21 protein-coding genes are annotated in these 25,951 nt (G+C 45.0%); 3 read left to right on the top strand and 18 right to left on the bottom strand.

Annotated elements, in window-relative coordinates:
* Positions 1-94 precede the first annotated feature (94 nt).
* From fabF to yceD, 8 genes are all read right to left on the bottom strand, one after another.
* Complete coding sequence (gene fabF / locus GVO60_RS05710; RefSeq protein WP_159651768.1) at positions 95-1,336, bottom strand: beta-ketoacyl-ACP synthase II; 1,242 nt, start codon at positions 1,334-1,336, stop codon at positions 95-97.
* 90 nt (positions 1,337-1,426) lie between these two features.
* Complete coding sequence (gene acpP / locus GVO60_RS05705) at positions 1,427-1,660, bottom strand: acyl carrier protein (protein ID WP_004406112.1); 234 nt, start codon at positions 1,658-1,660, stop codon at positions 1,427-1,429.
* 305 nt (positions 1,661-1,965) lie between these two features.
* Complete coding sequence (gene fabG / locus GVO60_RS05700; RefSeq protein WP_159652428.1) at positions 1,966-2,700, bottom strand: 3-oxoacyl-ACP reductase FabG; 735 nt, start codon at positions 2,698-2,700, stop codon at positions 1,966-1,968.
* Positions 2,701-2,728: 28 nt separating this feature from the next.
* Entirely contained in the window at positions 2,729-3,652 is a 924-nt protein-coding gene (fabD, locus tag GVO60_RS05695) for an ACP S-malonyltransferase (protein ID WP_159651766.1), read from the bottom strand.
* Between the two features lie 83 nt (positions 3,653-3,735).
* Positions 3,736-4,686: a beta-ketoacyl-ACP synthase III gene (locus GVO60_RS05690; RefSeq protein WP_159651764.1), complete on the bottom strand. Its 951-nt coding sequence runs from the start codon at positions 4,684-4,686 to the stop codon at positions 3,736-3,738.
* Between the two features lie 5 nt (positions 4,687-4,691).
* Complete coding sequence (gene plsX, locus GVO60_RS05685) at positions 4,692-5,717, bottom strand: phosphate acyltransferase PlsX (protein ID WP_159651762.1); 1,026 nt, start codon at positions 5,715-5,717, stop codon at positions 4,692-4,694.
* Positions 5,718-5,727: 10 nt separating this feature from the next.
* On the bottom strand, positions 5,728-5,898 hold the full coding sequence (gene rpmF / locus GVO60_RS05680) for a 50S ribosomal protein L32 (RefSeq protein ID WP_004414666.1): 171 nt from the start codon (positions 5,896-5,898) through the stop codon (positions 5,728-5,730).
* Between the two features lie 31 nt (positions 5,899-5,929).
* Positions 5,930-6,457 carry a 23S rRNA accumulation protein YceD gene (gene yceD / locus GVO60_RS05675; protein ID WP_159651760.1) on the bottom strand — a complete coding sequence of 176 codons (528 nt, stop codon included), beginning with the start codon at positions 6,455-6,457 and terminating at the stop codon, positions 5,930-5,932.
* A gap of 148 nt (positions 6,458-6,605) precedes the next feature.
* Between yceD and GVO60_RS05670 the strand changes: the two genes are divergently transcribed.
* On the top strand, positions 6,606-7,187 hold the full coding sequence (locus tag GVO60_RS05670) for a Maf family protein (RefSeq protein WP_159651759.1): 582 nt from the start codon (positions 6,606-6,608) through the stop codon (positions 7,185-7,187).
* A 150-nt stretch (positions 7,188-7,337) separates the two neighbouring features.
* On the opposite strand, the gene rluC is transcribed toward GVO60_RS05670, so the two are convergent.
* Positions 7,338-8,282: a 23S rRNA pseudouridine(955/2504/2580) synthase RluC gene (rluC, locus tag GVO60_RS05665; RefSeq protein WP_159651758.1), complete on the bottom strand. Its 945-nt coding sequence runs from the start codon at positions 8,280-8,282 to the stop codon at positions 7,338-7,340.
* A 569-nt stretch (positions 8,283-8,851) separates the two neighbouring features.
* Here rluC and rne point away from each other — a divergent pair.
* Positions 8,852-11,875: a ribonuclease E gene (rne, locus tag GVO60_RS05660; protein ID WP_159651757.1), complete on the top strand. Its 3,024-nt coding sequence runs from the start codon at positions 8,852-8,854 to the stop codon at positions 11,873-11,875.
* A 312-nt stretch (positions 11,876-12,187) separates the two neighbouring features.
* Complete coding sequence (locus tag GVO60_RS05655) at positions 12,188-13,744, top strand: SulP family inorganic anion transporter (RefSeq protein ID WP_159651756.1); 1,557 nt, start codon at positions 12,188-12,190, stop codon at positions 13,742-13,744.
* A 65-nt stretch (positions 13,745-13,809) separates the two neighbouring features.
* Here GVO60_RS05655 and GVO60_RS05650 read toward each other — a convergent pair whose 3' ends face one another.
* The 9 genes from GVO60_RS05650 to fadD form a co-directional block, all read right to left on the bottom strand.
* Positions 13,810-14,889, bottom strand: a complete 1,080-nt coding sequence (locus GVO60_RS05650) for an ABC transporter ATP-binding protein (RefSeq protein ID WP_159651755.1) — start codon at positions 14,887-14,889, stop codon at positions 13,810-13,812.
* A 15-nt stretch (positions 14,890-14,904) separates the two neighbouring features.
* Positions 14,905-16,653: an ABC transporter permease gene (locus GVO60_RS05645; protein WP_159651754.1), complete on the bottom strand. Its 1,749-nt coding sequence runs from the start codon at positions 16,651-16,653 to the stop codon at positions 14,905-14,907.
* A gap of 85 nt (positions 16,654-16,738) precedes the next feature.
* The gene (locus GVO60_RS05640) at positions 16,739-18,079 is read right to left on the bottom strand and encodes an ABC transporter substrate-binding protein (RefSeq protein WP_159651753.1); all 1,341 of its coding nucleotides are present in this window, start codon (positions 18,077-18,079) and stop codon (positions 16,739-16,741) included.
* A 177-nt stretch (positions 18,080-18,256) separates the two neighbouring features.
* Complete coding sequence (locus GVO60_RS05635; protein WP_159651752.1) at positions 18,257-19,609, bottom strand: sigma-54-dependent transcriptional regulator; 1,353 nt, start codon at positions 19,607-19,609, stop codon at positions 18,257-18,259.
* Positions 19,582-20,148 carry a sensor histidine kinase gene (locus GVO60_RS22535; RefSeq protein ID WP_225874898.1) on the bottom strand — a complete coding sequence of 189 codons (567 nt, stop codon included), beginning with the start codon at positions 20,146-20,148 and terminating at the stop codon, positions 19,582-19,584. The genes GVO60_RS05635 and GVO60_RS22535 overlap by 28 nt, the downstream gene beginning before the upstream one ends.
* On the bottom strand, positions 20,129-21,586 hold the full coding sequence (locus GVO60_RS05630) for a two-component sensor histidine kinase (RefSeq protein WP_225874897.1): 1,458 nt from the start codon (positions 21,584-21,586) through the stop codon (positions 20,129-20,131). Before GVO60_RS05630 ends, GVO60_RS22535 begins: the two co-directional genes overlap by 20 nt.
* On the bottom strand, positions 21,583-22,782 hold the full coding sequence (locus GVO60_RS05625; RefSeq protein ID WP_225874896.1) for an ABC transporter substrate-binding protein: 1,200 nt from the start codon (positions 22,780-22,782) through the stop codon (positions 21,583-21,585). The genes GVO60_RS05630 and GVO60_RS05625 overlap by 4 nt, the downstream gene beginning before the upstream one ends.
* Before the next feature lie 135 nt (positions 22,783-22,917).
* The gene (gene rnd, locus GVO60_RS05620) at positions 22,918-24,033 is read right to left on the bottom strand and encodes a ribonuclease D (protein WP_159651750.1); all 1,116 of its coding nucleotides are present in this window, start codon (positions 24,031-24,033) and stop codon (positions 22,918-22,920) included.
* A gap of 157 nt (positions 24,034-24,190) precedes the next feature.
* Positions 24,191-25,885, bottom strand: coding sequence for a long-chain-fatty-acid--CoA ligase FadD (gene fadD / locus GVO60_RS05615; protein ID WP_159651748.1), 1,695 nt, complete (start codon positions 25,883-25,885; stop codon positions 24,191-24,193).
* Positions 25,886-25,951 lie beyond the last annotated feature (66 nt).

Genomic DNA, 25,951 nt, shown 5'->3' with positions numbered 1-25,951 from the left:
TTTGTCATCTGATGAAAGTTGGTAGGTATTAAATAACAAAACGGCTTAATGCCAAAGCATTAAGCCGTTTAATATTCATTTGCGGCGGTATTCTTTAGATTTTTTTAAATACTAAAGAACCGTTTGTACCGCCAAAGCCGAATGAGTTACAGATAGCGTAATCCATTTCAACTTTTTTCGCTGTGTGTGGAACAAGGTCAATATCAAGACCTTCTTCTGGGTTGTCTAGGTTGATCGTTGGTGGAACGATTTGGTCAACAAGAGACATCACAGTGATGATCGCTTCTACTGAACCAGCAGCACCTAATAGGTGACCAGTCATAGACTTAGTTGAAGAAACCTTAACTTGTTTAGCACCCTCTTCACCAAGAGCACGCTTAACACCTTTGATTTCAGCAACATCACCCGCTGGTGTTGAAGTACCGTGTGCATTAACGTAACCGATTTGAGTACCTGTTACACCAGCATCACGCATCGCAGCTTCCATTGCTAGCGCGCCACCTGAACCATCTTCACTTGGTGAAGTCATATGGTAAGCATCGCCAGACATACCGAAACCAACAAGCTCAGCGTAAATCTTCGCACCACGAGCTTTCGCGTGTTCGTACTCTTCAAGAACCATCACACCAGCACCATCGCCAAGAACAAAACCATCACGGTCTTTATCCCATGGACGAGACGCTTTTTGTGGCTCATCGTTACGAGTAGAAAGCGCTTTAGCTGCACCGAAACCTGCCATGCCAAGAGGCGTAGACGCTTTTTCAGAGCCACCAGCTACCATTGCATCCGCATCACCGTATGCAATCATACGAGCTGCGTGACCAATGTTGTGCAAACCGGTTGTACACGCCGTCGAGATCGCGATGTTAGGACCGCGAAGACCACGCATAATAGATAGGTTACCTGCAACCATGTTAACGATGGTTGATGGAACGAAGAATGGGCTCACTTTACGAGGACCTTTACCAACAAGTGCTGTATGGCCAGTTTCGATCAACTCAAGACCACCAATACCAGAACCGATTGCAACGCCTACACGCGGCGCATTTTCTTCGTTAATTTGTAAACCAGAGTCATCTAGAGCTTGGATACCCGCAGCGATACCGTACTGGATAAATAAATCCATTTTACGTGCATCTTTCTTCGACATGTATTCAGTACAGTCAAAATCTTTTACTAGACCTGCGAAACGGGTAGAGAAATTTTCAGCATCAAAGTGCTCGATATTTACGATACCACTTTGACCTGCTAGCAGGGCTTTCCATGATGATTCTACGGTGTTGCCTACCGGTGACAACATACCCATGCCAGTGACAACAACACGACGCTTGGACACGATTTTATTCTCCGGGTTTGAAATGATTCTATGGAAGGATAGAAGTGTTAAAAAGAACACAGGCGGCCAGAAGGCCGCCTGGGAGAGATATTACTGAGCGCTGTTTACGTAGTCGATTGCAGCTTGAACAGTAGTGATTTTCTCAGCTTCTTCGTCTGGAATCTCAGTATCGAATTCTTCTTCTAGAGCCATTACTAGTTCAACAGTGTCTAGAGAATCAGCACCTAGATCATCAACGAATGAAGCTTCGTTTTTAACTTCAGCTTCGTCTACACCTAGCTGTTCAACAATGATTTTCTTTACGCGTTCTTCGATGTTGCTCATTTTTCTTTTCCTTTACAGATTTCGCTCAATGCGATGATTCCGTAGTTTATTCGAACTACTGAAAGTTGCAAGAGGGACCTTGCTGGTCAAACCACAATTTTAGCGAATTTAACCGAAATTCAATACATTTTTGACTTAAATCATGCACAAATCTTGCGCACGTTTATGTCAATCATCACCAAATATAGGCTATTTTAGTGACAATCCATACCCCAAAGGATGACATTTCATGGAAATTGACGATATATGCAAAGTTTTGAGTGTTCTTTTGCTAAAAAGTTCACATTCTCTGCGTAATCTGTCAATTACACCATGTACATACCACCATTTACATGCAAAGTTTCACCTGTAATGTACGCCGCTTCTGGTGAAGCTAGGAATACAACTGCAGATGCAATTTCACGTGGGTCACCTAAACGACCAGATGGAACGTTAGCAAGCGTTGCTGCACGTTGGTCATCATTCAGTGCTTTTGTCATATCAGTTTCGATGAAACCCGGAGCTACGGTATTCACTGTTACGCCACGAGAAGCCACTTCACGTGCCATAGATTTAGTGAAGCCAATCACGCCAGCTTTTGCCGCTGCATAGTTCGCTTGACCTGCGTTACCCATAGTACCGACTACAGAACCTACGTTGATGATACGACCAGCGCGCTTTTTCATCATACCGCGAAGAACCGCTTTAGACATACGGAAGATCGGTGTTAGGTTAGTATCGATGATGTCATCCCACTCAGAATCTTTCATACGCATAAGTAGGTTATCGCGCGTGATACCAGCGTTGTTTACTAGAATATCAATCGCACCAAACTCATCATTGATTGTTTTAAGCGTTGCTTCAATTGATTCTACGTCAGTCACGTTAAGCGCTAGACCTTTACCGTTTTCACCTAGGTATTCGCTGATTGCTGCAGCGCCGCCTTCAGACGTTGCTGTACCGATTACTGTTGCGCCACGCTCAACAAGTAGTTCAGCAATTGCACGGCCAATACCACGGCTTGCACCGGTAACTAGGGCAATCTTGCCTTCTAGATTCATCATGTTCGTTATTCCTTTGATCTGTAAATTACTTCGCAGCTTCTAAAGATGCAGCATCATTCACTGCAGCGCCACTTAGCGTTTTCACGATACGTTTAGTTAGACCGCTCAGAACTTTACCTGGGCCTAATTCAAGAAGTTTTTCTACGCCTTGCTCGTGCATTAACTGTACGCTCTCAGTCCAACGAACTGGGCTGTACAATTGGCGAACAAGCGCATCTTTAATTTTTGCTGGATCCGTTTCAGCTGTAACATCAACGTTGTTGATTACAGGCAGTTGCGGAGCATTAAATGTTAGTTCTTCAAGCGCTACAGCAAGCTTGTCGGCTGCTGGTTTCATAAGAGCACAGTGAGAAGGAACAGAAACTGGTAGTGGAAGCGCACGTTTAGCGCCCGCTTCTTTACATAGTGCACCAGCACGCTCTACCGCATCTTTGCTACCAGCGATAACAACTTGGCCTGGAGAGTTAAAGTTTACTGGAGAAACAACCTCACCTTGCGCCGCGTCTTCACATGCTTTAGCGATAGACTCGTCATCAAGGCCAATAATTGCGAACATCGCGCCAGTACCTGCTGGTACTGCTTCTTGCATTAATTGGCCACGAAGCTGAACAAGTTTGATCGCTTCTTTAAAGTCGATAACACCAGCACATACCAATGCTGAGTATTCACCTAGGCTGTGACCCGCTAAATTCGCTGGTTGCTCTAGGCCAAGCTCTTGCCATACACGCCAAATTGCAACCGAAGATGCCAACAATGCTGGTTGAGTACGGTGCGTTTGATTCAGATCTTCAGCCGGACCATTTTGCACTAGTGCCCAAAGATCATAGCCAAGAGCATCAGACGCTTCAGCAAATGTTTGTTTAACTACGTCATACTGTTCACCAAGCTCTGCAAGCATACCAACAGCTTGTGAACCTTGACCCGGAAATACGATAGCAAACTTGCTCATTTTCTTTTCCTTAAAACCGTTTCTTTAAATAAAAGAAGAAAGAAAAGATGCCACGAAGGCATCTTAATTTTTGAAATATGGGTTTAGAACTTAACTAGCGCAGAGCCCCAAGTAAAGCCACCACCGAACGCTTCAAGAAGCAGTGTTTGGCCACGCTTGATGCGCCCATCACGTACCGCTTCATCCAGAGCTGTCGGTACCGTCGCAGCAGATGTATTACCGTGCTTATCTAGTGTGATGACGACTTGATCAAGCGACATAGATAGCTTTTTCGCTGTCGCAGAGATGATGCGGTAGTTCGCTTGGTGTGGGACTAACCAATCTAGCTCAGATTTATGCATGTCGTTCGCAGCCAGTGTATCTTTCACTAGCTTAGACAGCTGAGTTACCGCGACCTTGAACACTTCGTTGCCTGCCATATGCAGCCATTTGTCCGCATCTTTACCACGTTCAGGCACTTCCAAACTTAGTAGTTCACCAAAGCGTCCATCAGAGTAGATATGAGTCGACAAAATGCCTGGCTCTTCGCTTTGACCAACAACCACAGCACCTGCTGCATCACCAAACAGAATGATGGTAGAACGGTCTGTTGGATCACAGGTTTTAGAAAGCGCATCTGCACCAATGACTAGCACGTTCTTGCACATGCCAGATTTAATGTGCTGATCCGCAACAGAAAGTGCGTACACAAAACCAGAACACGCCGCTGCTAAGTCAAATGCTGGGCAACCTTTGATTTCTAGTTTCGCTTGCACTTGACAAGCAGAAGAAGGGAAAGTATGACTACCGCTCGTTGTAGCAACGATAATCAAGTCGATATCGTTTTTATCAATGCCCGCCATCTCAATAGCGTTTTTAGCAGCGATATAGCCCATATCCGCAACGGTTTCATTTTCCGCAGCAATGCGACGTTCTTTAATACCGGTACGAGTTACGATCCACTCATCATTTGTATCTACCATTTTCTCTAGATCTGCGTTTGTACGCACCTGAGATGGCAGGTAGCTGCCAGTACCTAAAATTTTGCTATACATGAAGACTAATAATGCCTCTCGAGTAAAACCGCTTCCAAACGATCGCTAATACGGCTGGGTACTTGTCGTTGGACCTCGTGTAACGCCTCACCAATTGCATTGATGACCGCGTTTACGTCAGCACTTCCGTGGCTTTTAATGACAATGCCGCGCAATCCTAGCAAACTTGCGCCGTTATACTGGTCGGGGTTCAGTGTTTTTAGTTCATTAAATAGCGAAGAAAATAATTTTCTTGCAATCCAACCCTTTATAGATGAGGTCATCATACTCGATTTCAACTTATCGATAAAAAGCTGAGCGGTGCCTTCACAGGCTTTTAAACAAACATTACCCACAAACCCATCACAGACAACGACATCTGCAGCATCGTGTAATAACTGGTTACCTTCGATATAGCCAACAAAGTTGACGGAATGCGTACTAGAAAGCATCTCTGCACAACGTTTAACAAGATCGTTGCCTTTGATTTCCTCTGCGCCAATGTTGAGAATCGCGACTCTAGGCGGCTTTTGCAAGTACTGTTCGGCTATAGCGCTGCCCATTACTGCAAATTGGAAAAGAGAGTCAGCATCGCTTGAGACATTAGCACCTAGATCAAGCATCCAAGTCTTATTGCCTGACGCAGTTGGCAGAGCAGAAATTAAAGCTGGGCGTTCGATACCCGGTAGCAGCTTCAGTCGGAAACGAGATAGTGCCATTAGAGCACCGGTATTCCCGCCGCTAACACACGCATCTGCATCTCCTTGTGCAACAGCGTCAATCGCCATGCCCATAGAGGTGCCATTACTATTTCTTAGTGCAAGAGATGGTTTTTCTGAGTTGGAGATCACTCGGTCACTATGCTGAATACTCAAACGGGTATCTGGCTGATAACCAAGGGAAGATAATTGAGACGTGATCGCAGTTTGATCACCGATTAGGATCACTTTAAGCTCTGGGAAATGCGACAGTGCCTGCACGGCGGCAGGCACTGTTACGCGAGGACCGAAGTCCCCGCCCATTGCATCAAGTGCAACGGTTATATTTTGCAAAGGGTCAACCTTACTTGTTGATAACCTTTTTGCCACGGTAGTAACCTTCAGCAGTTACATTGTGACGTAGGTGAGTTTCACCTGAAGTTGCGTCTACAGATAGTGCAGCTGTAGTTAGGGCATCGTGTGAACGACGCATACCACGCATTGAACGTGATTTCTTGCTCTTTTGTACGGCCATTGACCCTACTCCTATGTAAGTTCTTAAAGAATTACTTCTTTAAGCTTTTTAAAACGTCAAATGGATTCGGCTTCTCTTCTTCCACAATTTCTTCTGGAATCTCACCAAACACCATATTATCTGAATCAACGCTACAGTCCGCTTCATCGTGCATTGCAATTTGAGGCAAGTTTAGAATGAACTCGTCTTCAACTAACTGTATTAGGTCTAACTCACCGTACTCGTTCAGATCTACCAAATCGTACTCTTCCGGTGCTTCCTCTTCAGTCTTCTCACCTTTGTAAGGTGTATAAGTGAATTGGACATCGCACTCATGTGCGAAAACCTCATTACAGCGCTGACACTCTAAGTCGACTACGATGTTAGCTTTACCAGAGATAACAACGAGTCGCTGCTCATCTAAGTCAAATGACAGTGACACTTGGGCGTCGCGTTTAACGCCTTCAACTGATTCCTCTAGGCGCTTAAAGAGACTTACTTGAATAATACCTTCAACATCAAGTCGCTTTTGAGCAGCGCGCGTCGGATCAATCGTACGCGGTATTTTTACCTTTTGCATAGGGCGCGAATTCTATCTTCCAAATCGTTTAGAGTCAAAGAAAAAGGGCAAAAAGTTGTACTTTTTTTCCTTATCAACGAGAGAGCTAGTATCACAACCATAATATCGATTAAGCTCGCACTAACCCGCTGTTAGATTGTAAATTAAAATGCCAAATTACCAACTAGTTTTAGCCTCAACTTCACCATATCGCCAACAACTGCTCAATAAACTAGCAGTTCCCTTCATCACAGCATCACCAAACTTTGATGAGACACCATTGCAAGAGGAAACGCCCGTTGATCTGGTAAAAAGGTTGGCTATAGGCAAAGCTGTCTCCTGCTCTGTACAACAACCGAGCTTGGTGATCGGCAGTGATCAAGTATGTGTTATCAATGATCAAATCATCGGCAAGCCGCACACTCGTGAGAAAGCTATTGAACAACTCACTCAACAAAGTGGGCAATCCATTCAATTCTATACTGGCCTTGCGCTATATAATTCGAACACTAAGCAAGTCGACGTGAAAGTAGACACCTTCACAGTCCACTTCCGTCATTTAACGGAACAACAAATCGTCAATTATGTTGATAAAGAAGAACCCTTTTATTGTGCGGGTAGCTTTAAAAGCGAAGGTCTAGGCATTGCATTGTTTGAACGGCTCGAAGGGAAAGACCCGAATACGTTAGTTGGACTGCCGCTGATCGACTTAATTGATATGCTTGAAGCGCAAGGGTTTGAAGTGCTTTAACGTAATGTGAGTAGACTAAGTAACGCTCCTAGCCCAACTATTGTGTCATCCTCGAGAGTGAGGAACGAACGAGTTGAAGATCTCTAGAAGCGAGTCGAAAATCTAAAGAGATTACCTACTCGCTCCTTAGTCACTCTTTGGAATGACGCTTTATAGCTTACGCAGACCAGCCAACGCTTTCTCTAACTTGGCTTCCATTGGCGCATTAATCTCCATCCACTCATCATTTGAAGGGTGTTGGAACTTGATGTTTGCAGCATGCAAGAACAAACGATCTAAGCCAACTTTTCCGGTATAGGCATCAAAGCGACGGTCACCATAGCGGTCATCCCAAGCAATTGGGTGACCAGTATATTGAGCATGAACACGAATCTGGTGTGTACGACCAGTAATCGGGCTCGCTTGAATCAGCGTCGCGTCGTCAAACTTCTCAATAATTTTAAAACGAGTCTCTGACGGTTTACCGTTTGGATTAACACGTACAATGCTGTTCACTTCGTTCTTCAAAAGTGGTGCGTTTACGACTTTGCAGCTGCTCTTCCACTCTCCCATCACCAAGGCGAAGTAGAATTTACGCACAGTTTTCTCACGAAACTGAGCTTGAAGATGGCGCAAAGCCGAGCGCTTTTTGGCAACCAATAAGATGCCAGAGGTATCGCGGTCAATGCGGTGGACGAGTTCCAAAAAGCGCGCTTGAGGGCGTAGTGCTCGCAACGCTTCAATCGCACCAAATTTCAAACCACTACCGCCATGCACTGCTGTGCCTGATGGCTTATTAAGGATCAACATATGATCGTCTTCAAAGATGATCATATTCTCCAACTCTGCCACCTTATTTAGCTTAGTGCTTGGGGCTACTTCATCTGCTTTCTCTTCGATAGTCACAGGTGGAATACGAACCAAATCGCCTGCTTGAAGCTTGTATTCAGCCTTAACACGCTTTTTGTTTACACGTACTTCCCCTTTACGCAAGATTCGATAAACCATGCTTTTAGGAATACTTTTCAATTGGTTGCGTAGAAAGTTATCAATACGCTGACCAGCCATATCTTCGTCTATGTCGACAAATTGGACTTGGGTTCTAATTTCGCTCATGCCGATATTCTATCATTCAAAGTTGCGCGGAATCACATTTTCTTCGCAACAAACTAGAAAATTGCTCGATTAGAATGAATTTCGACTCCGCTACGAATGAAATTTCATCAATTTAATTACAATTTTCAAAAACTTCCCCAATTATAAAATTAAAACAGTGACTTACATGAAATAAAATCACCTTTTTTAGCGAATTATTATAAAGCAGATTGCTGACTTTATTGGGTACTGCTATAGTTCACACCTGCAATAAAGGATTCGGTTGCATTTTAATCAAACCCTATCATTTTAGAGCAAGTAAGTGAGTAGCAAGCCAATTTACCAAAATGCAGCACACGGCGTAAGACATTTTCGAAATAGGCGAATCTTGAAGCCCTACTCATAGCTCAATCACGATGAGTATTTACCGCCATATATGCGGCTCACAAGCAATAACGAGTTTGTGAGACTGAAGTGCCCGCGAGCATCCCTCCAGCCGGGAGGCTGCAACGAAATAAGCCATGGGATCAGGCACCGTGATAGAGAAAAAAGGCGACAAGAAAAACAAAAAATGACAACGAGATTTATCAATGAAAAGAATGTTAATCAACGCAACTCAAAAAGAAGAGTTGCGTGTCGCTTTGGTTGATGGCCAGCGACTTTTCGATCTAGATATCGAAAGTCCAGGTCATGAATCGAAAAAAGCGAATATCTACAAAGGACGTATCACCCGCATCGAACCAAGTCTAGAAGCAGCCTTCGTTGACTATGGTGCAGAAAGACACGGTTTCCTCCCTCTTAAAGAAATTGCCCGCGAATACTTCCCTGAAGGTTATACCTACCAAGGCCGTCCAAGCATTAAAGAAGTGCTAACTGAAGGCCAAGAAGTGATCGTACAAGTTGAGAAAGAAGAACGTGGTAGCAAAGGCGCTGCCTTAACTACTTTCATTTCTCTTGCTGGTAGTTATCTTGTTCTTATGCCAAACAACCCTCGTGCGGGCGGTATTTCTCGCCGTATCGAAGGTGACGAGCGCACTCAACTTAAAGCTGCACTAAGTACACTAGAACTGCCTCAAGGCATGGGTCTAATCGTACGTACTGCTGGTGTTGGTAAGAGTGCTGAAGAACTAGAATGGGATTTAAACGTACTTCTGAACCACTGGGGCGCGATCAAGCAAGCTTCTGATTCGAATGCAGCACCTTTCCTTATCCACCAAGAAAGTAACGTTATTGTTCGTGCAATTCGTGACTACTTGCGTCGTGATATCGGTGAGATCCTTATCGACAGCAACACAATCTACGAACGTGCTCTTGAGCATATCAGTCTGGTTCGTCCTGACTTCGTAAGCCGTGTTAAAAAGTACGATGGCGAAGTTCCACTATTCAGCCACTACCAAATCGAAAGCCAAATCGAATCTGCGTTCCAACGTGAAGTTCGTTTACCTTCTGGTGGTTCAATCGTTATTGACCCAACAGAAGCGCTGACTTCTATCGATATCAACTCAGCTCGCGCAACTAAGGGCGGCGATATCGAAGAAACAGCACTGAACACGAACTTAGAAGCCGCAGACGAAATCGCTCGTCAACTGCGTCTACGTGACCTAGGTGGCCTAGTGGTTATCGACTTCATCGATATGACACCAGTTCGCCACCAGCGTGAAGTAGAAAACCGTCTGCGTGATGCCGTTCGAATGGACCGTGCTCGTGTTCAAATCGGTCGTATTTCTCGCTTTGGTCTACTTGAGATGTCTCGTCAACGCCTAAGCCCGTCTCTTGCGGAAGCTAGCCATCATATCTGTCCTCGCTGTACGGGTACTGGTGTGGTTCGTGACAACGAATCTCTAGCGCTATCTGTTCTTCGTCTAATCGAAGAAGAAGCACTAAAAGACAACACAGCTCAAGTTCTTGCTGTTGTTCCTGTGCCTATCGCTTCTTACCTTCTTAACGAGAAGCGTCGCTCAGTAAACCACATTGAGAAGAACCAAGAAGTTAAAATCACTGTTGTACCTAACTCAGACATGGAAACGCCACACTTTGAGGTTATCCGTGTTCGTGAGGGTGAAGAGTTCGATCTACTTTCTTACCTGCTTCCGAAGAAGCTAGACGCTCTAAAAGAAGCAGAAGGCCGTGAAGTACCAGAAGTAGACGCAAAACCGAAGAAATTCGAAGAGCCTGTTCTGAAAGGCTTTGCATCTCCTGCACAATCAGCACCAACACCGCCTAAACCAACGCCAAAAGCCGTTGAGAATAAGCCAGCTGTTGCTGAAGAATCTAAGCCTGGCCTTGTTAGCCGCTTCTTTAAAGCGCTAAGCAACTTCCTATTCAGCTCAAGCGCTGAAGAAGAGAAAGTTGAAGAGAAACCAGCAAAACCTGAGCGCAGAGAAGGTCAACGCAACAACCGTAATCGTCGCAATCGCAACGATAACCGTCGCCGTAACTCTCGTGATAATCGTAACGAAAACCGTAACGATAGCCGCGATGACAAACGTGAAGATAAGCGCGACAACAAGCGTAAGTCACAGCAACGCGACGAAACAGCGAACGATAATAAACAGCAAGCTAGCGAACGTAAGCAGCAAAACCGTAAGCCTAAAGAGCGTCGCAACAACAAGCGTGACGAAGCGAAGGCAAACACTAAAGTTGCTGAAGAAGGTCTAAAACTAGCTTCTGATGCGCAGCAAGGCGAAAAGCCGAACCGCTCTGAAGAGAAAGCAGCGAAAGTGAAAGAGCGTCGTCAACGTCGTAAGCTTTCTAAGCAAGTTCGTGTTAAAGACCAAGCGGCTAAAGCGAAAGCAGACGAAGAAGCAAAACTAGTCAAATCTGAAGCCGTTGCGGAAACTGTTGAAGAAAAAGCAGTAGAAGCAGCAACTGAAGAGACAGCAGAGCAACCGAAGCAACGTCGCAACCGCCGTTCTCCACGTCACTTACGTGCAAGTGGTCAACGCCGTCGTCGTGGTCGCGATCGTCGCCCTAACCCATTCCGCCTACGTAAAGGTGGTGTAGCCTCTCCAGAGATGGCAATGGGTAAAGTGATGCCAAGCTACGGAATTACTAAGCCAACTCCGAAACAGCAAAAAGTTGAGCAATCAACAGAAGCTGTAGAAGTGAAAGCAACGCTAGGTGGTTTTGCTTGCCCTGAAATGGCAATGGGTAAAGTCATCATTCGTCGCGAGCAGACGGTTGTTGAAGCACCAGCTGTAAAAGTTGAAGAGAAAGCAGTTGAACCTGTGATTGCTGAAACTGTAGAAGCCGTTGTTGAGACACCTGTAGAAGCTCCAAAAGCGGATATCGTTAAACCTTTAGAAGTAGTAGAAGAAGTGAAACAGCCTGAGCCAGAAGTGGTTGCAGAACCTGTTGTTGAAGCTATTGCTGAACCTGTGGAAAAACCAGTTGTTGAAGTAGCTGCGAAAGCACCTGTTTCAGAGATTGTTGTTCCAACAACTAAAGGTTACGCATCTGCACCTATGGCGAAAGCACCAGGTGCCACAGAAATGAAAGACATTACTGTGATTGCCGCTCCTCTACGTACTGAACGTTACGAACTAAAAGGCGCTGGTAGCCAAGTAGCTCGTAGTCAAGCTGGTGCAGGAATGACGAAACCACAAAGCTTCTAATTTGAAGGCTTGATTAAAAACAGCTCCTAATTAGGAGCTGTTTTTTTATCTGTACTGATTAAGCTACCTGATTTAATTGATCTATTTATCACAAATATTGCTCAATATCTGGTTCATTCTTGAACTTAATCACACTTTTCGGTAGGATTCGCCGACTCGAACTGAATTGAATCTTTAGGTAACGGTAAGAAACATCTTGCAACTATCTAAGCATAAGCTTTAATCACTCTGCTCTTTTACATTGCATTTTACCTAGTGCTCTATAAAGCTTAATTCAGAATACACCTAAACATTTAGCAAAACTGAGCAAGCATGTTTGAATTCCCACAATTTTCTAAGCACTCTGTAAAAAATGATGTGCTCTCCGGCCTAACAGTTGCGTTAGCCCTAGTCCCTGAAGCTGTCGCTTTCGCATTCGTAGCCGGCGTAGACCCAATGGTTGGTCTTTACGCAGCCTTCATCGTTGGTCTTATTACGTCTATCTTTGGCGGTCGTCCAGGTATGATTTCTGGTGCAACTGGCGCAATGGCCGTTGTGATGGTATCACTGGTCGCAACTCACGGTGTTCAATACCTCTTCGCAGCGATTATGCTTGCAGGTATTCTACAGATTGCTGCCGGCGTCTTTAAATTGGGTAAATTCATCCGAATCGTTCCACATCCAGTAATGATTGGTTTTGTGAACGGTCTAGCGATCGTTATCTTCCTTGCTCAACTTGGTCAGTTCAAAGCACCAGATATTAACGGCATGCTAACTTGGCTACCCGGTGATCAAATGATGCTAATGTTGGGCCTTGTGGCACTAACTATGGCTATCATTCACTTCCTACCAAAAATTACCACAGCTGTACCTTCTTCTCTGGTCGCGATCGTAACAGTAACGGCACTGGTTGTAGGTTTAGATCTTGAAACTCGTACTGTAGTGGACTTCCTACGTACTATGTCTGGTGATGAAGCAGCAACTCTTGCAGGCTCTCTGCCAACTTTCTCAATTCCAATGGTGCCATTTACGTTAGAGACGCTCCAAATCATTCTGCCGTACGCACTTATTCTTGCGGCGATCGGTTTGATCGAGTCGCTATTAACACTGACAGTTTTGGACGAGATGACAAACACTCGTGGCCAATCTAACCGTGAATGTATCGGTCAAGGTATGGCAAACATGACTTGTTCAGTATTTGGCGCTATGGGTGGCTGTGCGATGATCGGCCAATCAATGATCAACGTAAACTCAGGTGGCCGTGGTCGTCTTTCTGGTATCGTTGCCGCGTTAGCACTGCTGTTCTTTATCTTATTTGCATCATCTCTGATTGAAATGATCCCACTTGCAGCGCTTGTTGGTGTAATGTTCATGGTGGTCATCGGTACATTTGAGTGGGCAACGTTTAAGCTAGCTCGCCGCGTACCAAAACAAGATTTCTTCGTTATCGTTTTAGTGACGATTGTTACAGTTCTTACTGACCTAGCTATCGCTGTATTTGTCGGTGTTATCGCATCTGCACTTATGTTTGCATGGCAGCATGCAAAACACATCTATGCAGATACAAACCTAAACGAAGAAGGTTCAAAAGAGTACAAAATTCACGGCCCAGTCTTCTTTGGCTCAGTAGCGAACTTCCTAGAGATCTTTGATGCTCATAAAGATCCAAAAGATGTCATTGTGGATTTTGCGGATTCTCGCGTGACTGACCACTCTGCAATAGAAGCAATTGAAACCTTGGCAGAGCGTTATTCTGCTCAAGGTAAAACGCTTCACCTACGCCACCTAAGCCCGGACTGCCGTAAGCTGTTGGACAAAGCGGGTAGCCTAGTGGAAATCAACGTTAAAGAAGACCCAAGCTACAAAGTCGCTACTGACATCTTGGCTTAATTAACGAGTTAGATCTGAAAGGGCTTCCCATTGGGAAGCCCTTTTCGTATTCAATTTCGATAATGCTAGTCAGATAAAGCAACTATCTCATCTGGCTTTAGTGCGACTCGAATCGTCTCACCATTGGTTAAATGCTTCGCCCCTCTTAAGTGTGGGTCATCCACCATCAGCACTTCGCCACCGACATCAACACCGTATCGAATGAGATGGCCTAAAAACTCTCGGTGCAACACTTTCCCTTCTAGTTGAATCATTCCCGCCTGCGCACTGCCATGACAAATGCCTAAACTTTGCGGTCGGAAGATTAATGACAAGTCTTGCTGAGGTTTCGCTGCATATGGGAAGTAAATACCGTTACTTGATACAAATTGATTACCCGACGGACTCTCCTCTACTCGACCATGCAAAACGTTCGCCGTCCCCAAGAAATCAGCCACAAACTTATTCGCCGGGTTATCGTAGAGTTCCATCGGCGCACCCACCTGCTGAATAACACCTTGATCCAGCACCGCGATTCGATCTGAAATAGTATTCGCCTCTTCTTGGTCGTGAGTAACAAAGATGGTAGTCAAACCAAGTTGTCGCTGCAGCTCTAGCAAATCACGGCGCATTTGCTCGCGTAAGTTCGCATCCAAGTTCGACAGCGGCTCGTCTAGCAATAAGATTCTAGGCTCGACAACTACCGTTCTTGCGATTGCCACACGCTGCTGCTGTCCGCCAGAAAGCTGAGAAGGACGACGATCGGCCAAATGGTGCAGTCCAACCAAATTCAGCGCATCATCAACTCGGCGTTTGATCTCCGGCTTTGCGACCTTACGTTCTTCTAACCCGTAAGCAACATTTTGTCTTACTGTCATATGCGGCCACAATGCATAACTTTGGAATACCATCCCAACGTTACGCTTCCATGGTGGCTGCTCAATAACGTTTTCATCACCTAATAGAATTTCACCTTGTGGTACAGGTCCAAACCCCGCAATCGCACGCAATAATGTTGATTTCCCCGACCCCGAAGGACCAAGAAATGCAAAAAACTCCCCTGGTTCAATTTCCAAGTTAACGCCCTTCAGCACTTCCGTCTCACCAAACGATAAGGTTAGATCTTTAATTGAAATGCCAACTTGTTTTGTATTGCCTAAACTCATTTTCAACTCCTTCTGTTAGTGGCTTTTCATGCCGTGGGCTTGGCGTGTACGCTCTACAATGGTGTGCGATATGTAAGTCGCTAATCCAACAATCAATACTGCGATAACCCCAAGCGCAGCACCTGGACCGCGACCAGCAGCACTTTGCATAAACAAATAGAGTCCATAAGCTAATGGTGCATCAGATTCTTGAGAAACCAGCATGATAGTGGCAGACAACTCCACAGCAGCCGTAGCAAACGCGGTAACAAAACCGGCCAAGATACCTGCAGCCATAAGCGGTACAACAATACGACGAATCGTTGTCGCCCTTGTCGCACCTAAGTTTTCTGACGCTTCTTCCAAAGAAGGGCTAACTTGCTGTAATGCCGCAACACAAGAACGAAGGGCATAAGGCAAACGTCGAACTGCCAAAGCAATAACGATGATTCCCCACCAAGTGGCCATCGAAGAACCAACAAAAGGAATATCTACATCATAGAAAGTACGAAGATAGCCAATACCTAGTACAACTCCAGGTACGGCCAATGCGGCCATAGCACCAAAATCAAGCCATTTACGCCCCACCATTTTTGTTCGCCAAACCAGATAAGCGATAGCCGTACCGAGCACAATATCAATCAAGCCTGCTAGTCCCGCATACAACAGCGTATTGGTAATAAAGTCAGATGCTTGGGTGATTGCTGTCGAATAATGCTCTAGCGTGTAAGCATCAGGAAGTGGACTGAATGACCAAATCGTACCGAATGAAAGCAGTAGCAGTGCGAAGTGAGGTGCTAATACCAACATCAAGATAAAGGCAATCACGGCGTAGCAACCGACCTTCTCCCAAGGACGTAGCTCTCGCTTAGATAAACCGCCACCTCCTTTTTGCGTCGTCGAGTAGTCCTTGCCGCGCAGAGCCAAAAAAGATACCCAAAGTGCAAATACAGAGAACGCAACAAGAATGACAGATATTACATAGCCCATTGGATCCGAGATACCCACTGAAGAGATACGTAAATACGCTTGAGGTGCAAGCATGTTATTTACGTTTAATAGAAGTGGTGTGCCCAGATCATCAAAGACTTTCACAAACACCAAGGATGCGCCTGCGACATATCCCGGCATTGCCAATGGAAAAACAATACGTCTGAACAGCTTTATGCCAGATGAGCCTAAAGATTGCGCTGACTCTTCCATTGAGCGATCAATGTTTTGTAGTGCTGCAGAAAGGTTGATCAAAATGAATGGAAAATAGTGGACGCTCTGAACAAAAATCACCCCGTTTAATCCCTCCATTATTGGGATGGTAAAACCGAGGTATTCATCCAGCAGCAAGTTCATTGTGCCATTCTCACCAAACAACAACTGCATCGCCACGGCACCAATAAATGGCGGCATGATCAACGGAACAATCCCTAGTGTTTGAATGAGTACTGTCCCCTTAAACTGGAAACGACTCGTAAAATAAGCCAGTGGCATCGCGATAATAGACGCAACTATCACTGACATGAAAGCGACGTAAAACGAGTTAAAAAACGATTCTTGAAACAGGCTCGAGTTAAAGAAATCTTGAAAGTTAACCAGTGAAAAGCTGCCGTCCCCATCTTGGAAAGCCACAAAAATCACTTTCATGACAGGGATAAAAAGAAATACTAGGATAAACAGACCGATAATAAAGGCACTCAAATAGAGGCCCCAATCCTCTCGGATCTTTTTCAACCACCCACTGTTTTCTTTTTTCTCGCTATTACTTGGTTGAGATAAAGAAGCACTACTCATTGGAGTCTCCATTGCTTGAATTAAAAAGCCCCCCAGCACCACGCTGCACGCGGTGCCATCCTATGACAGGGGGGAAACAGGAGGATTAAAGAATATCTAACGCTTTTTCAGCTAATTCAGTCGCTTGCTCATAATTTGCAACCACTTTATTGTCCCACTCTTGCTCAACTTCAGCTTGTCTAGCACCTACTTTGTCACTCTCCTTTTTACGCTTCTTAGTAAAGATGGCAGCAAATTCAGGATCACTCGCTTGCGCTGCAGTGATAGGAAGTTGATTAATCAGTTGCTTCGCTTGCTCTACTAATTGAAGTGCTTCACTGTTGTTGGCTTTCTTCGCTGCAGCTTCGGCTTCTTGGATGCTCTTTGTCGCTTCACGCAATTCATCTAAACGATAGGTGATCATCACGTCGAAAAGGCTGTTCACTACGTTATATCGAGATTTAGAAAGGGATAAGTCGAAGTCAACACTACCGAGTTGTTGCCCTGTGAATGGATTAGGGAAGCCTTCTGGTGTGCTCGCGTAAACAGCGGGATTGACCGGAAGTCTCTGAATTTTTTTATTTAGCAGTAGCTGCTGACCTTGCTCAGACAACAAAAAGTCGATAAATGCACTTGCCGCTTCTGAGTTAGGCGCATTCTTAATTTTACCCACGTTTGCAGGAACCAAAGCGGTCACAGTAGGATAATGGAAATCAACAGGGAAGCCGGTCGCTTTCGATGACAAGCCGAAGAAATCAATAACAATGCCGACACCAAACGAACCACTGTTAACCCCATCCGGCACACCAAAACTGCGCTCAGTCACCGTTTTGAAGTTGCCTGAGATGGCCTTCAATGTCGTCCACCCCTCTTGCCAACCTTTTCCTTGCAAGATAGCTTCAACCGTTAAATGCGTTGTACCTGAACGAGATGGTGCGGACATACCAACATGTTTGTGATAAACCGGATTAGAAAGATCTTCCCACTCTTTTGGAACGGGTAACTTCTTCGCTTTCATATAGCGTTCATTCCACATCATACCGTAACCAGACAAGGCAAAGCCTTTATAAAAACCATCTGGATCATTGATCGGGAATGAACCTACTTTATCGGGAATACCAGCCACCGAGGAGTTATACTTCGCCAGTAACTGATTATCTTTTAGCACTTCAAATGCGTCTGGCGCAGAAGCCCAAAAGATGTCTGATTTGTTATTTGAAGCCGTCTCTTGAAGATACTTAATTCCAGCAGTCGTTTTCTTCGAAAGGATTTCTACTTTAACTTCTGGGTATTTTTTCTCGAAGGCCGTTTTATAGACATCCGTTACGTCTGTAGGAAATGAGGTAACAATGACTAAGTTTTTGTCTGCCATTGCTAAAACGCTGCTCGATCCAAGCGCCAGACCCACAGCCAATGTTACTGATAACAATTTCGTTCCATTTTTCATATTGCACTCCATGATTATCTAGAGGTAAAGAGCTCAAGCTCTCCCCTATATAAATCAATTGCCGTGCCAATGTTGTAAAAATGTTAACTTGTTTAAAATCAGATATTTAAAATTAACCAGTAGTTCGCAATGAGTCATTTACCGACTATCGCATTAAATCTGTAGGTCAAAAGTAACCTAGTCGCTCACATCACCTTCTGGAGCATAATCTTCACGCTTAAGGCCGTATTTCTTCATGCGTAGATAGAGGTTTTTACGTGGAATATCCAAATATTCTGCCGTCTCACCGATATGACCATTATGTTGAACTAAGGCATGGTGAAGAGTTTGCAATTCAAACTGGGCCATTTGATGAGATAAACTGGTGCATTCTGTTCTACATTGATGGCTGATCAAATCTGAGATGCCTAAAACAATACGATCAGCTTCATTCATCAGCTCACGAACATTCCCAGGCCAGTCGTGGCTCACGAGTTGTTGGAAATGAATGGGAGTCAATGGTTGCGCCTTTTTCTTCAAACGCGCTTCAGAACCATGAATAAAATGGCTCAGCAAGAGAGGGATATCATCTTTTCTTTCTCTCAGTGGTGGGATATCAAGCGTCGCAACATTAAGTCGATAGTAGAGATCCTGGCGAAAATCACCTTGTTGAGAGAGAAGTAGTAAGTCATCTTTAGACGCAGAGAGTATTTTCAAATCCACTTTAACCGGTGAGTTGCTACCCACTCTTTCCAATTCCCCTTCTTGCACTACCCTTAGCAAACGAATTTGAGCCGACAGTGGCATGCTTTCTATTTCATCGAGAAACAAGGTCCCACCTGAGGCGAACTCTATTTTACCGATCCGTTTTTTACTTGCGCCCGTAAAGCTCCCTTGCTCATGACCAAACAGTTCAGACTCAATCAAATTTTCCGGCATCGCACCGCAATTGATTGCCACAAATGGATGAGACTTTCTTTCTGATTGAGCGTGTAACGTGCGCGCTATCATCTCTTTACCACTTCCCGTCTCACCATTGATGACAATATTGACGTCTGCATTTGCGAGCGTCATCAAACGTTGTTTCAGTTTCTGCATCGACTCTGACTGCCCCAGCAACACTTCATCTAATGAAATATGCCGTTGGCTAGTTTGCTTCAATCGGCGATTTTCTAGGGTAAGCTGACGATGTTGAGAGGCTTTAGTTGCCAAGCCAACTAAGTGTTCCGGTCTAAGCGGTTTTTCGACAAAATCAAAAGCCCCATTCTTAATACACTGCAACGCCGTCTCAATATCCGCATGGCCAGAAATCAAAATAACAGGCAGCTGCTCGTCGACCTGGTGGATATGCTCTAAAAAAGCTAGCCCATCCATCGCAGGCATACGAATATCCGATATCACGGTTAAATCACAACCGTAGCTAATACAGGGCAGAGCTTTATCTGCAGAAGAAAAGGCGCTGACAGAAAAGCCGTTCAACTCCAGTATTTCCGTTAAACTTTCTCTTAGCTCTTTGTCATCTTCTACGAGCAAGATGTGGTGTTGAGACATAACGTCACCTCCGTTCCCTGGTCAAGTTGCGAAGCAATATGGATCGTACCGCCAAAGTCATGCACGATATTGTGCGTAATCGACATTCCTAAACCGAGCCCTTTACCCACCTCTTTGGTGGTGTAGAAAGGTTCAAAAATCCTTTGTCGCTGGCTATTACTCATCCCGCAGCCGTTGTCAGACAATTGAATAGTGATTTGCCCAGCATGCTTCTTCGCCACAATTTGTATTACTGCAGGCCGTGTTACCTCAACACGCTCTATAGCATCAATGCTGTTACTGATTAAGTTAACAAAGACCTGCTCCAAACGAATTTCATTCGCCATTACGAGCAGGTTACTTGGCACATCGACAGAGACAGCATCTACTGGCAATGTCTCAGTGAACAACTCCAATGCGTTACAAATCGTGGTTTTTAAACTGATGGGCTGGCAGACATCATCACTTTTCCGCGCAAAAGATTTCAGGTGCTGGCAAAGCTTCGTCGCACGATCTGTTACCTTGTTTATCTTATCAATCTTACTTTTTGGCTTTATCACTATCACCCACCTGCAAGTATTGCTCTGCAAGGTACGTATTGGAACGAATAGCTGCCAACGGTTGACTGAACTCATGCACAATGCCGGTAGTCAACTGACCAAGCACAGCCAGTTTACCCGCTTGAATCAATTCCTCTTGAGTATCTTTCAACTCTTGTTCCGTCATTTTTCGCTGTTGTACTTCGACCACGAGCTGTTTGTTCGTCTCTTCCAACGTCAAGGTATATTCATGTAACTGCTTCGATTGGTCATAAAACACGTTCGTCGCATCAGCCAAAGAAGCGACTTCATCTTTCCCTGATACATGAATCATTTGTTGCGGCTTACCTTGCGCAAGGTGGCGCATACTCCGCAATACATACGCAAGTCGATCCAACATGTGGGTCTTTAAGTACCAAGCCATAGTTAAGGTGATGATTAAGATCGCCAATAAAGCGAAGTTTAGCTGCTGGCGACTTTGCTCCAGTGTCTCTGTCAATTGCTGGGTGGTCTCACTGTTGGCAACTTCAGCATCCACAATCGATTGATCTATAATGAGTTTAATTCTTTGAATCAGTTCTCTGTTTTCATTCAGTAAGGTTCGATTCTGTTCATCAAAAATCAGAACTCGTAAGCTTCGTTCAACCGCGTTGTCTGCTCCTTCAACATGCTGCTTTAAGCTCTTTGCCATCTGACGCAATGTAATGGTACTTGGTATGTTTTTAAGCACTTCAATCTGCTGATCAATCTCATAAAGGTTTTCATCAATCATGCTCTGAGCAGCTAACACGTCATTTCGGACACTAAATAGCGGTACTCGCTGAAGAAGATCGAGCACCAGGTTCACGTCACCTTCAAATTTTAATAGCTGAGCTTGGACATTGACCTCGTTGTTTAACTGCGACAACTCAGACGCTGACAACCTTTTTGTTTGGGCTAAGCCATTGACCAACTGGTTTAAGTTGTATTGGCTTTCGGTTGCCAATGGTGCCACTTCATCAACGAAATCAACTTGTAGCCAATGAAGCTGTTGACTAATCTGTGCTTGTTTCGTCTTTAGACGCAACTTTTCCTGACTATTGGCAAAAATATGTGCGACGTTCAAATCCAATATTTCAACCAAAGCCAACAGCTCATTGCGCCGTTTACTGCTTAGGCCGGTCTCAGCAAGTTGAGTTAAAACCGGTAACGTCTCTTCAAGGTTGCGCTGAGCTTGAATCAAAATCGCCATAGAATCCGCGCTCGCTAACTTAGACGCATCAGTGATGATAATCCCCCCCGTATGGGCGATTTTGGCGGCAGAAATAAGAATTGGTAACTGTTGATGAACCGTTGTATCAACGCTGTCTGCAACTCGAATAAATGAAAAGAAGTTCGTCAAAACAACCGTACTGGCAACAACCCCAGTTAATGCAAAAAGCACAAAAATTCGAGTCGCTATACTATGGCGCTTTTTCATTGCGACGCTCCATGCTCAACTTGCTGGTTCAATTGTTCCAACTCAACCAATGCACTGCTCAATTGCTGCCCCAGCTCCCGCTGCCAAGTTTGAGTCATGCGCTGATAAAAACTGTCATAGCGATGTATCGGGCTTAATTTTGCATTTAACGCTGGATCCGTTGCCACCGATTCATCGATAGGAACATCAATTACTCGTTGCTTAATATTCATCAATAGCAGGCGTTGCTGCTCTGACAATGGCGCTTGTTCAAGCTGATACCAAAGGGCCCAAAATCGCTGCCAATCACTTAGACGTTCGGTAATAAATAGATCAAACAAACGATTCACTAAGTGATAACGAGATGCGGATAGTTGTTCATCAAATTGATAGTTTCCTCGGTCTTGCTGAAGACTTTGGCCCTGCTTCAATGATATGCGATTGAGCTGAGAAGACGAGAGCAACTGTTGGCCAAAGTCGCTAAGCAAAAAGTCGATGAACACTTGCCCCTCTGCTGAACGCGATCCAGTCACATAGGCAATCTGAGCAGGAATTAATGGCGCACTAGGTAAAGGAAAAAAGCCAACGTCATGCCCAGACTCTAAGGCATTTTTATAGAAAAAGTCCACAACAGGGGCGATGGCAAATCGCTGCTTAATGATCCCCTGCCTGACGCCAAAACTGCGCGCCGTTATTGTCGCCAAATTACCGCCCAGCTGTGCGATCACTTGCCATCCTTTTTGCCAACCGTATTGCTGCAAAATAAGCTCAACAACGAGATGATTTGTCCCAGAACGGGACGGCGCACTCAATGCTAATTTACCCACAAACTCTGGAGAGAGTAATGATGCCCAGCCAGTTGGCTCAGGTAACGAATCGGCTCTCAACGCGCTATTGTGCCAAAAAAAGCCAAAATGAGACCACGCGAAAGGAACGGGATCATTGATGTGACCCAACTGTTGCATCAACGCCATTGCGTCTGAAGAGGAGACCCAAACCAAATCCGGCTTAGGCTCTCGTTGTTGCATTAAATGAGCAATCAACGCAGGCGTCTTCTTGTTCATAATTTGTAGCGTTGAGTCAGGGTAGCGTTGCTTAAACGCTTGCTCAACTTGAGAATAGAAGCTTTCTGGAAAAGAGGTCAGGACAAGGGGCTTTGCGACGGCGAAGATTGGCATTATCACAGCGCACAGCCAAAGCAGTGTTCGAATCCACATTACCAGCCTCCTTATTCAGTGCTGATAACATTATCCACAATTAACCAAATTGAAACATAAATGGAACATTCATTTGTGAACTGGATGTCGACTCACTTTAGGCTAGCAATAAAAAAGCTCCCGAAGGAGCTTTAATTACAAGAGTTTATTGAGCTTTTCACCCACGAGCTCTAAGCGCCAACCTTGCATTGCATCGGGTAACTTGGCCGGATCGCGATCTTTTTTCCATACCCAGCTAATAACTTGGTTTAACTGCTTTTTCGATGCGATAAATTCAGTGGCTAAGCCCGAAGCTTGCGCTGCATGTTTCACTTCATCTTTTAGCACTTTGAACTTTTGCTTGTATCCGGTCATATCCATCAAGCGTTCAATCTTGTCTGGGTACTCTTCTGCTGGGATCTCTCTCGCAGCTTTTACAATAGAGATAATTCGAGTGGCGTGACGCTGAATAGCACGAGGATCAATCCCCTCTTGCTCCATGCGCTGACGATTTTGCAAGCCAAGGCGAGCCACAGTCAAAAGGTCTGCCTCTTTGAATACGAAATTCAAGGCTAAATCGCGACGCACTGCTTCTTTATAGCGCCAAGTGGCAAGCGGCTTAAGAACTGCAAGCTCACGTGGTTTCAGCTGCCAAGCGCCTTTTACATCAAGGTACGCCATCTCTGCATTAACCGTTTTAACGCGCTTTGAAGCCAACAAGTCACTTTCTTGTTGTGCGGCTTGCCACCAGCCAGCTTCCGTCACTTCGTTCAATAGCTTTTCGTATAGCGGCAGTAAGTAGTGCACATCCGCTGCCGCGTAATCTAACTGCTTGGCGGTTAGTGGTCTTGCTAACCAATCTGTGCGAGATTCACTCTTATCCAGTTCAACACCCAAGTAGTGGTCAACTAATGCAGCAAAACCTGTCGATAAACCATGACCTAAAAATGCAGCCATGACCTGAGTATCAACCATTGGATATGGCAAACAACCAAAGCTGTTGTGGAACACTTCTAAATCTTCACCGCATGCGTGAAGTACCTTCAGTACCGAAGTATCTTGAAGTAGGCCGACAAACGCACTCATATCATCAATCACCGTTGGGTCTATCAGCGATAAATATTCGCCGTCAAACAGTTGAATGAGGCCCAATTGAGGGTAATAGGTTCTGGTACGGACAAACTCCGTATCTAACATGACAACGTCAGTTTCTCGCGCCTGCTGACACACAAGGTCAAGCTGGTTACTTTCGGTGATGATTTGGTAGTTCACTCGCATCTCGCTGTAGGTTTATACCAATCTAGATAAGTAGTTTTCACTCGTACCACGATGGCTAAATACTCATTTAGATTGGTATCAAATATCGGATATAAAAAATGCCGACAGGTTAATGTCGGCATTCTATCATCAATCACTTAGCTCTGCTCTATTAGCTTTGCTCAGCTTTGGCTAGGTTTGCATCGTTTTCTTCACGAAGAACACGACGCAGGATCTTACCTACGTTAGTTTTAGGTAGGTCTTCTTTAAACTCAACCAACTTAGGTACTTTATAGCCTGTTAGGTGTTGACGACAGTGAGCTATAAGCTCTTCTTTCGTCAAGCTAGGGTCGCGCTTCACTACGTAAATCTTAACTAGCTCACCAGACACTTCATGAGGTTGGCCGATGGCTGCCACTTCAAGCACTTTACCGTGTAGCGCAACAACGTCTTCAATCTCATTCGGATAAACGTTAAAGCCCGACACCAATATCATATCTTTCTTACGATCAACAATATGAATGAGGCCTTCGTCATCAAACTTCACGATATCGCCTGTTGAAAGCCAGCCGTCTTCATTGATCACTTCTTTAGTCGCTTCAGGACGCTGCCAGTAACCTTGCATCACCTGAGGGCCACGAACTTGAAGCTCACCCACTTCTGTATTTGGCACCGGGTTGCCTTCATCATCCACAATACGAACTTCTGTTGAAGGAACAGGTAGACCGATAGCACCAGTGTAATCAGTTAAGTCGTATGGGTTCCCCGTTACTAGCGGCGAACACTCTGTAAGGCCGTAACCTTCTAGAAGATGCGTTCCTGTGGTTTTCTTCCACTGATCGGCCACAGCGCGCTGAACGGCCATACCACCGCCTACAGATAACTTCAATTTGCTGAAATCAAGCTCATGGAAGTCTTCGTTGTTGACCAGTGCATTAAACAACGTATTTACACCAGTAATTGCGGTGAATGGGTATTTCTGCAGCTCTTTAACGAAACCAGGGATATCACGCGGGTTGGTGATCAGTAAGTTTTGTCCACCCATTTCGATAAACAGCAAGCAGTTCACTGTCAATGCGAATACATGGTAAAGCGGCAGAGCTGTAACGACTAGCTCGCGCCCTTCAGACAAGACTGGGCCATACGCCCCTTTTGCTTGCATCACGTTGGCGATCATATTGCGGTGCGTCAGGATTGCCCCTTTCGCCACACCGGTTGTCCCGCCTGTGTACTGAAGGAAAGCGATGTCATCACCAGACATAAATGGCTTAACATATTGTAGACGACGACCTTTATGCAGTGCTTGACGCATAGAGATTGCGCCAGGCAGATCGTACTTAGGTACCATGCCTTTAACATACTTAACCACGAAGTCGACAATAGTGCCTTTCGCGCGAGGTAGCATCTGACCAAGACTTGTTAGTACAACGTGTTTAACTTGAGTATTATCAACGATTTGCTCTAGTGTATTAGCAAAGTTAGACACGATAACGATCGCGGTTGCGCCCGAGTCATTAAGCTGATGTTCTAACTCGCGCGGCGTATACAGAGGGTTCACGTTTACCGCAATAAGACCCGCTCTTAACACACCGAATAGTGCTACTGGGTATTGCAGTAAATTAGGCATCATTAGCGCAACACGATCGCCTTTTTTCAGTTTCAGATCGTTTTGCAAGTACGCGGCAAACGCGCGGCTGCGCTCTTCCAGTTTACGGAAAGTCATTACCGAGCCCATGTTAGTAAACGCAGGTTGGTCAGCATATTGCTGTACTGACTTTTCAAACATCTCAACTAGAGATGGATACTGATCTGGATTAATGTGCTCTGGCACATCGCTTGGATAACGTGATAACCAAGGTTTGTCCACGGTAATACTCCTCGAATAAGCTGGCTGAAGCCGATGAAACGCTGTTGTTTTTATCATCTGCTATTA

The organism is Vibrio atypicus (genome assembly GCF_009811315.1).
Classification (GTDB): Bacteria; Pseudomonadota; Gammaproteobacteria; order Enterobacterales; family Vibrionaceae; genus Vibrio; species Vibrio atypicus.
This window is presented reverse-complemented; position numbering and strand designations above follow the sequence as displayed.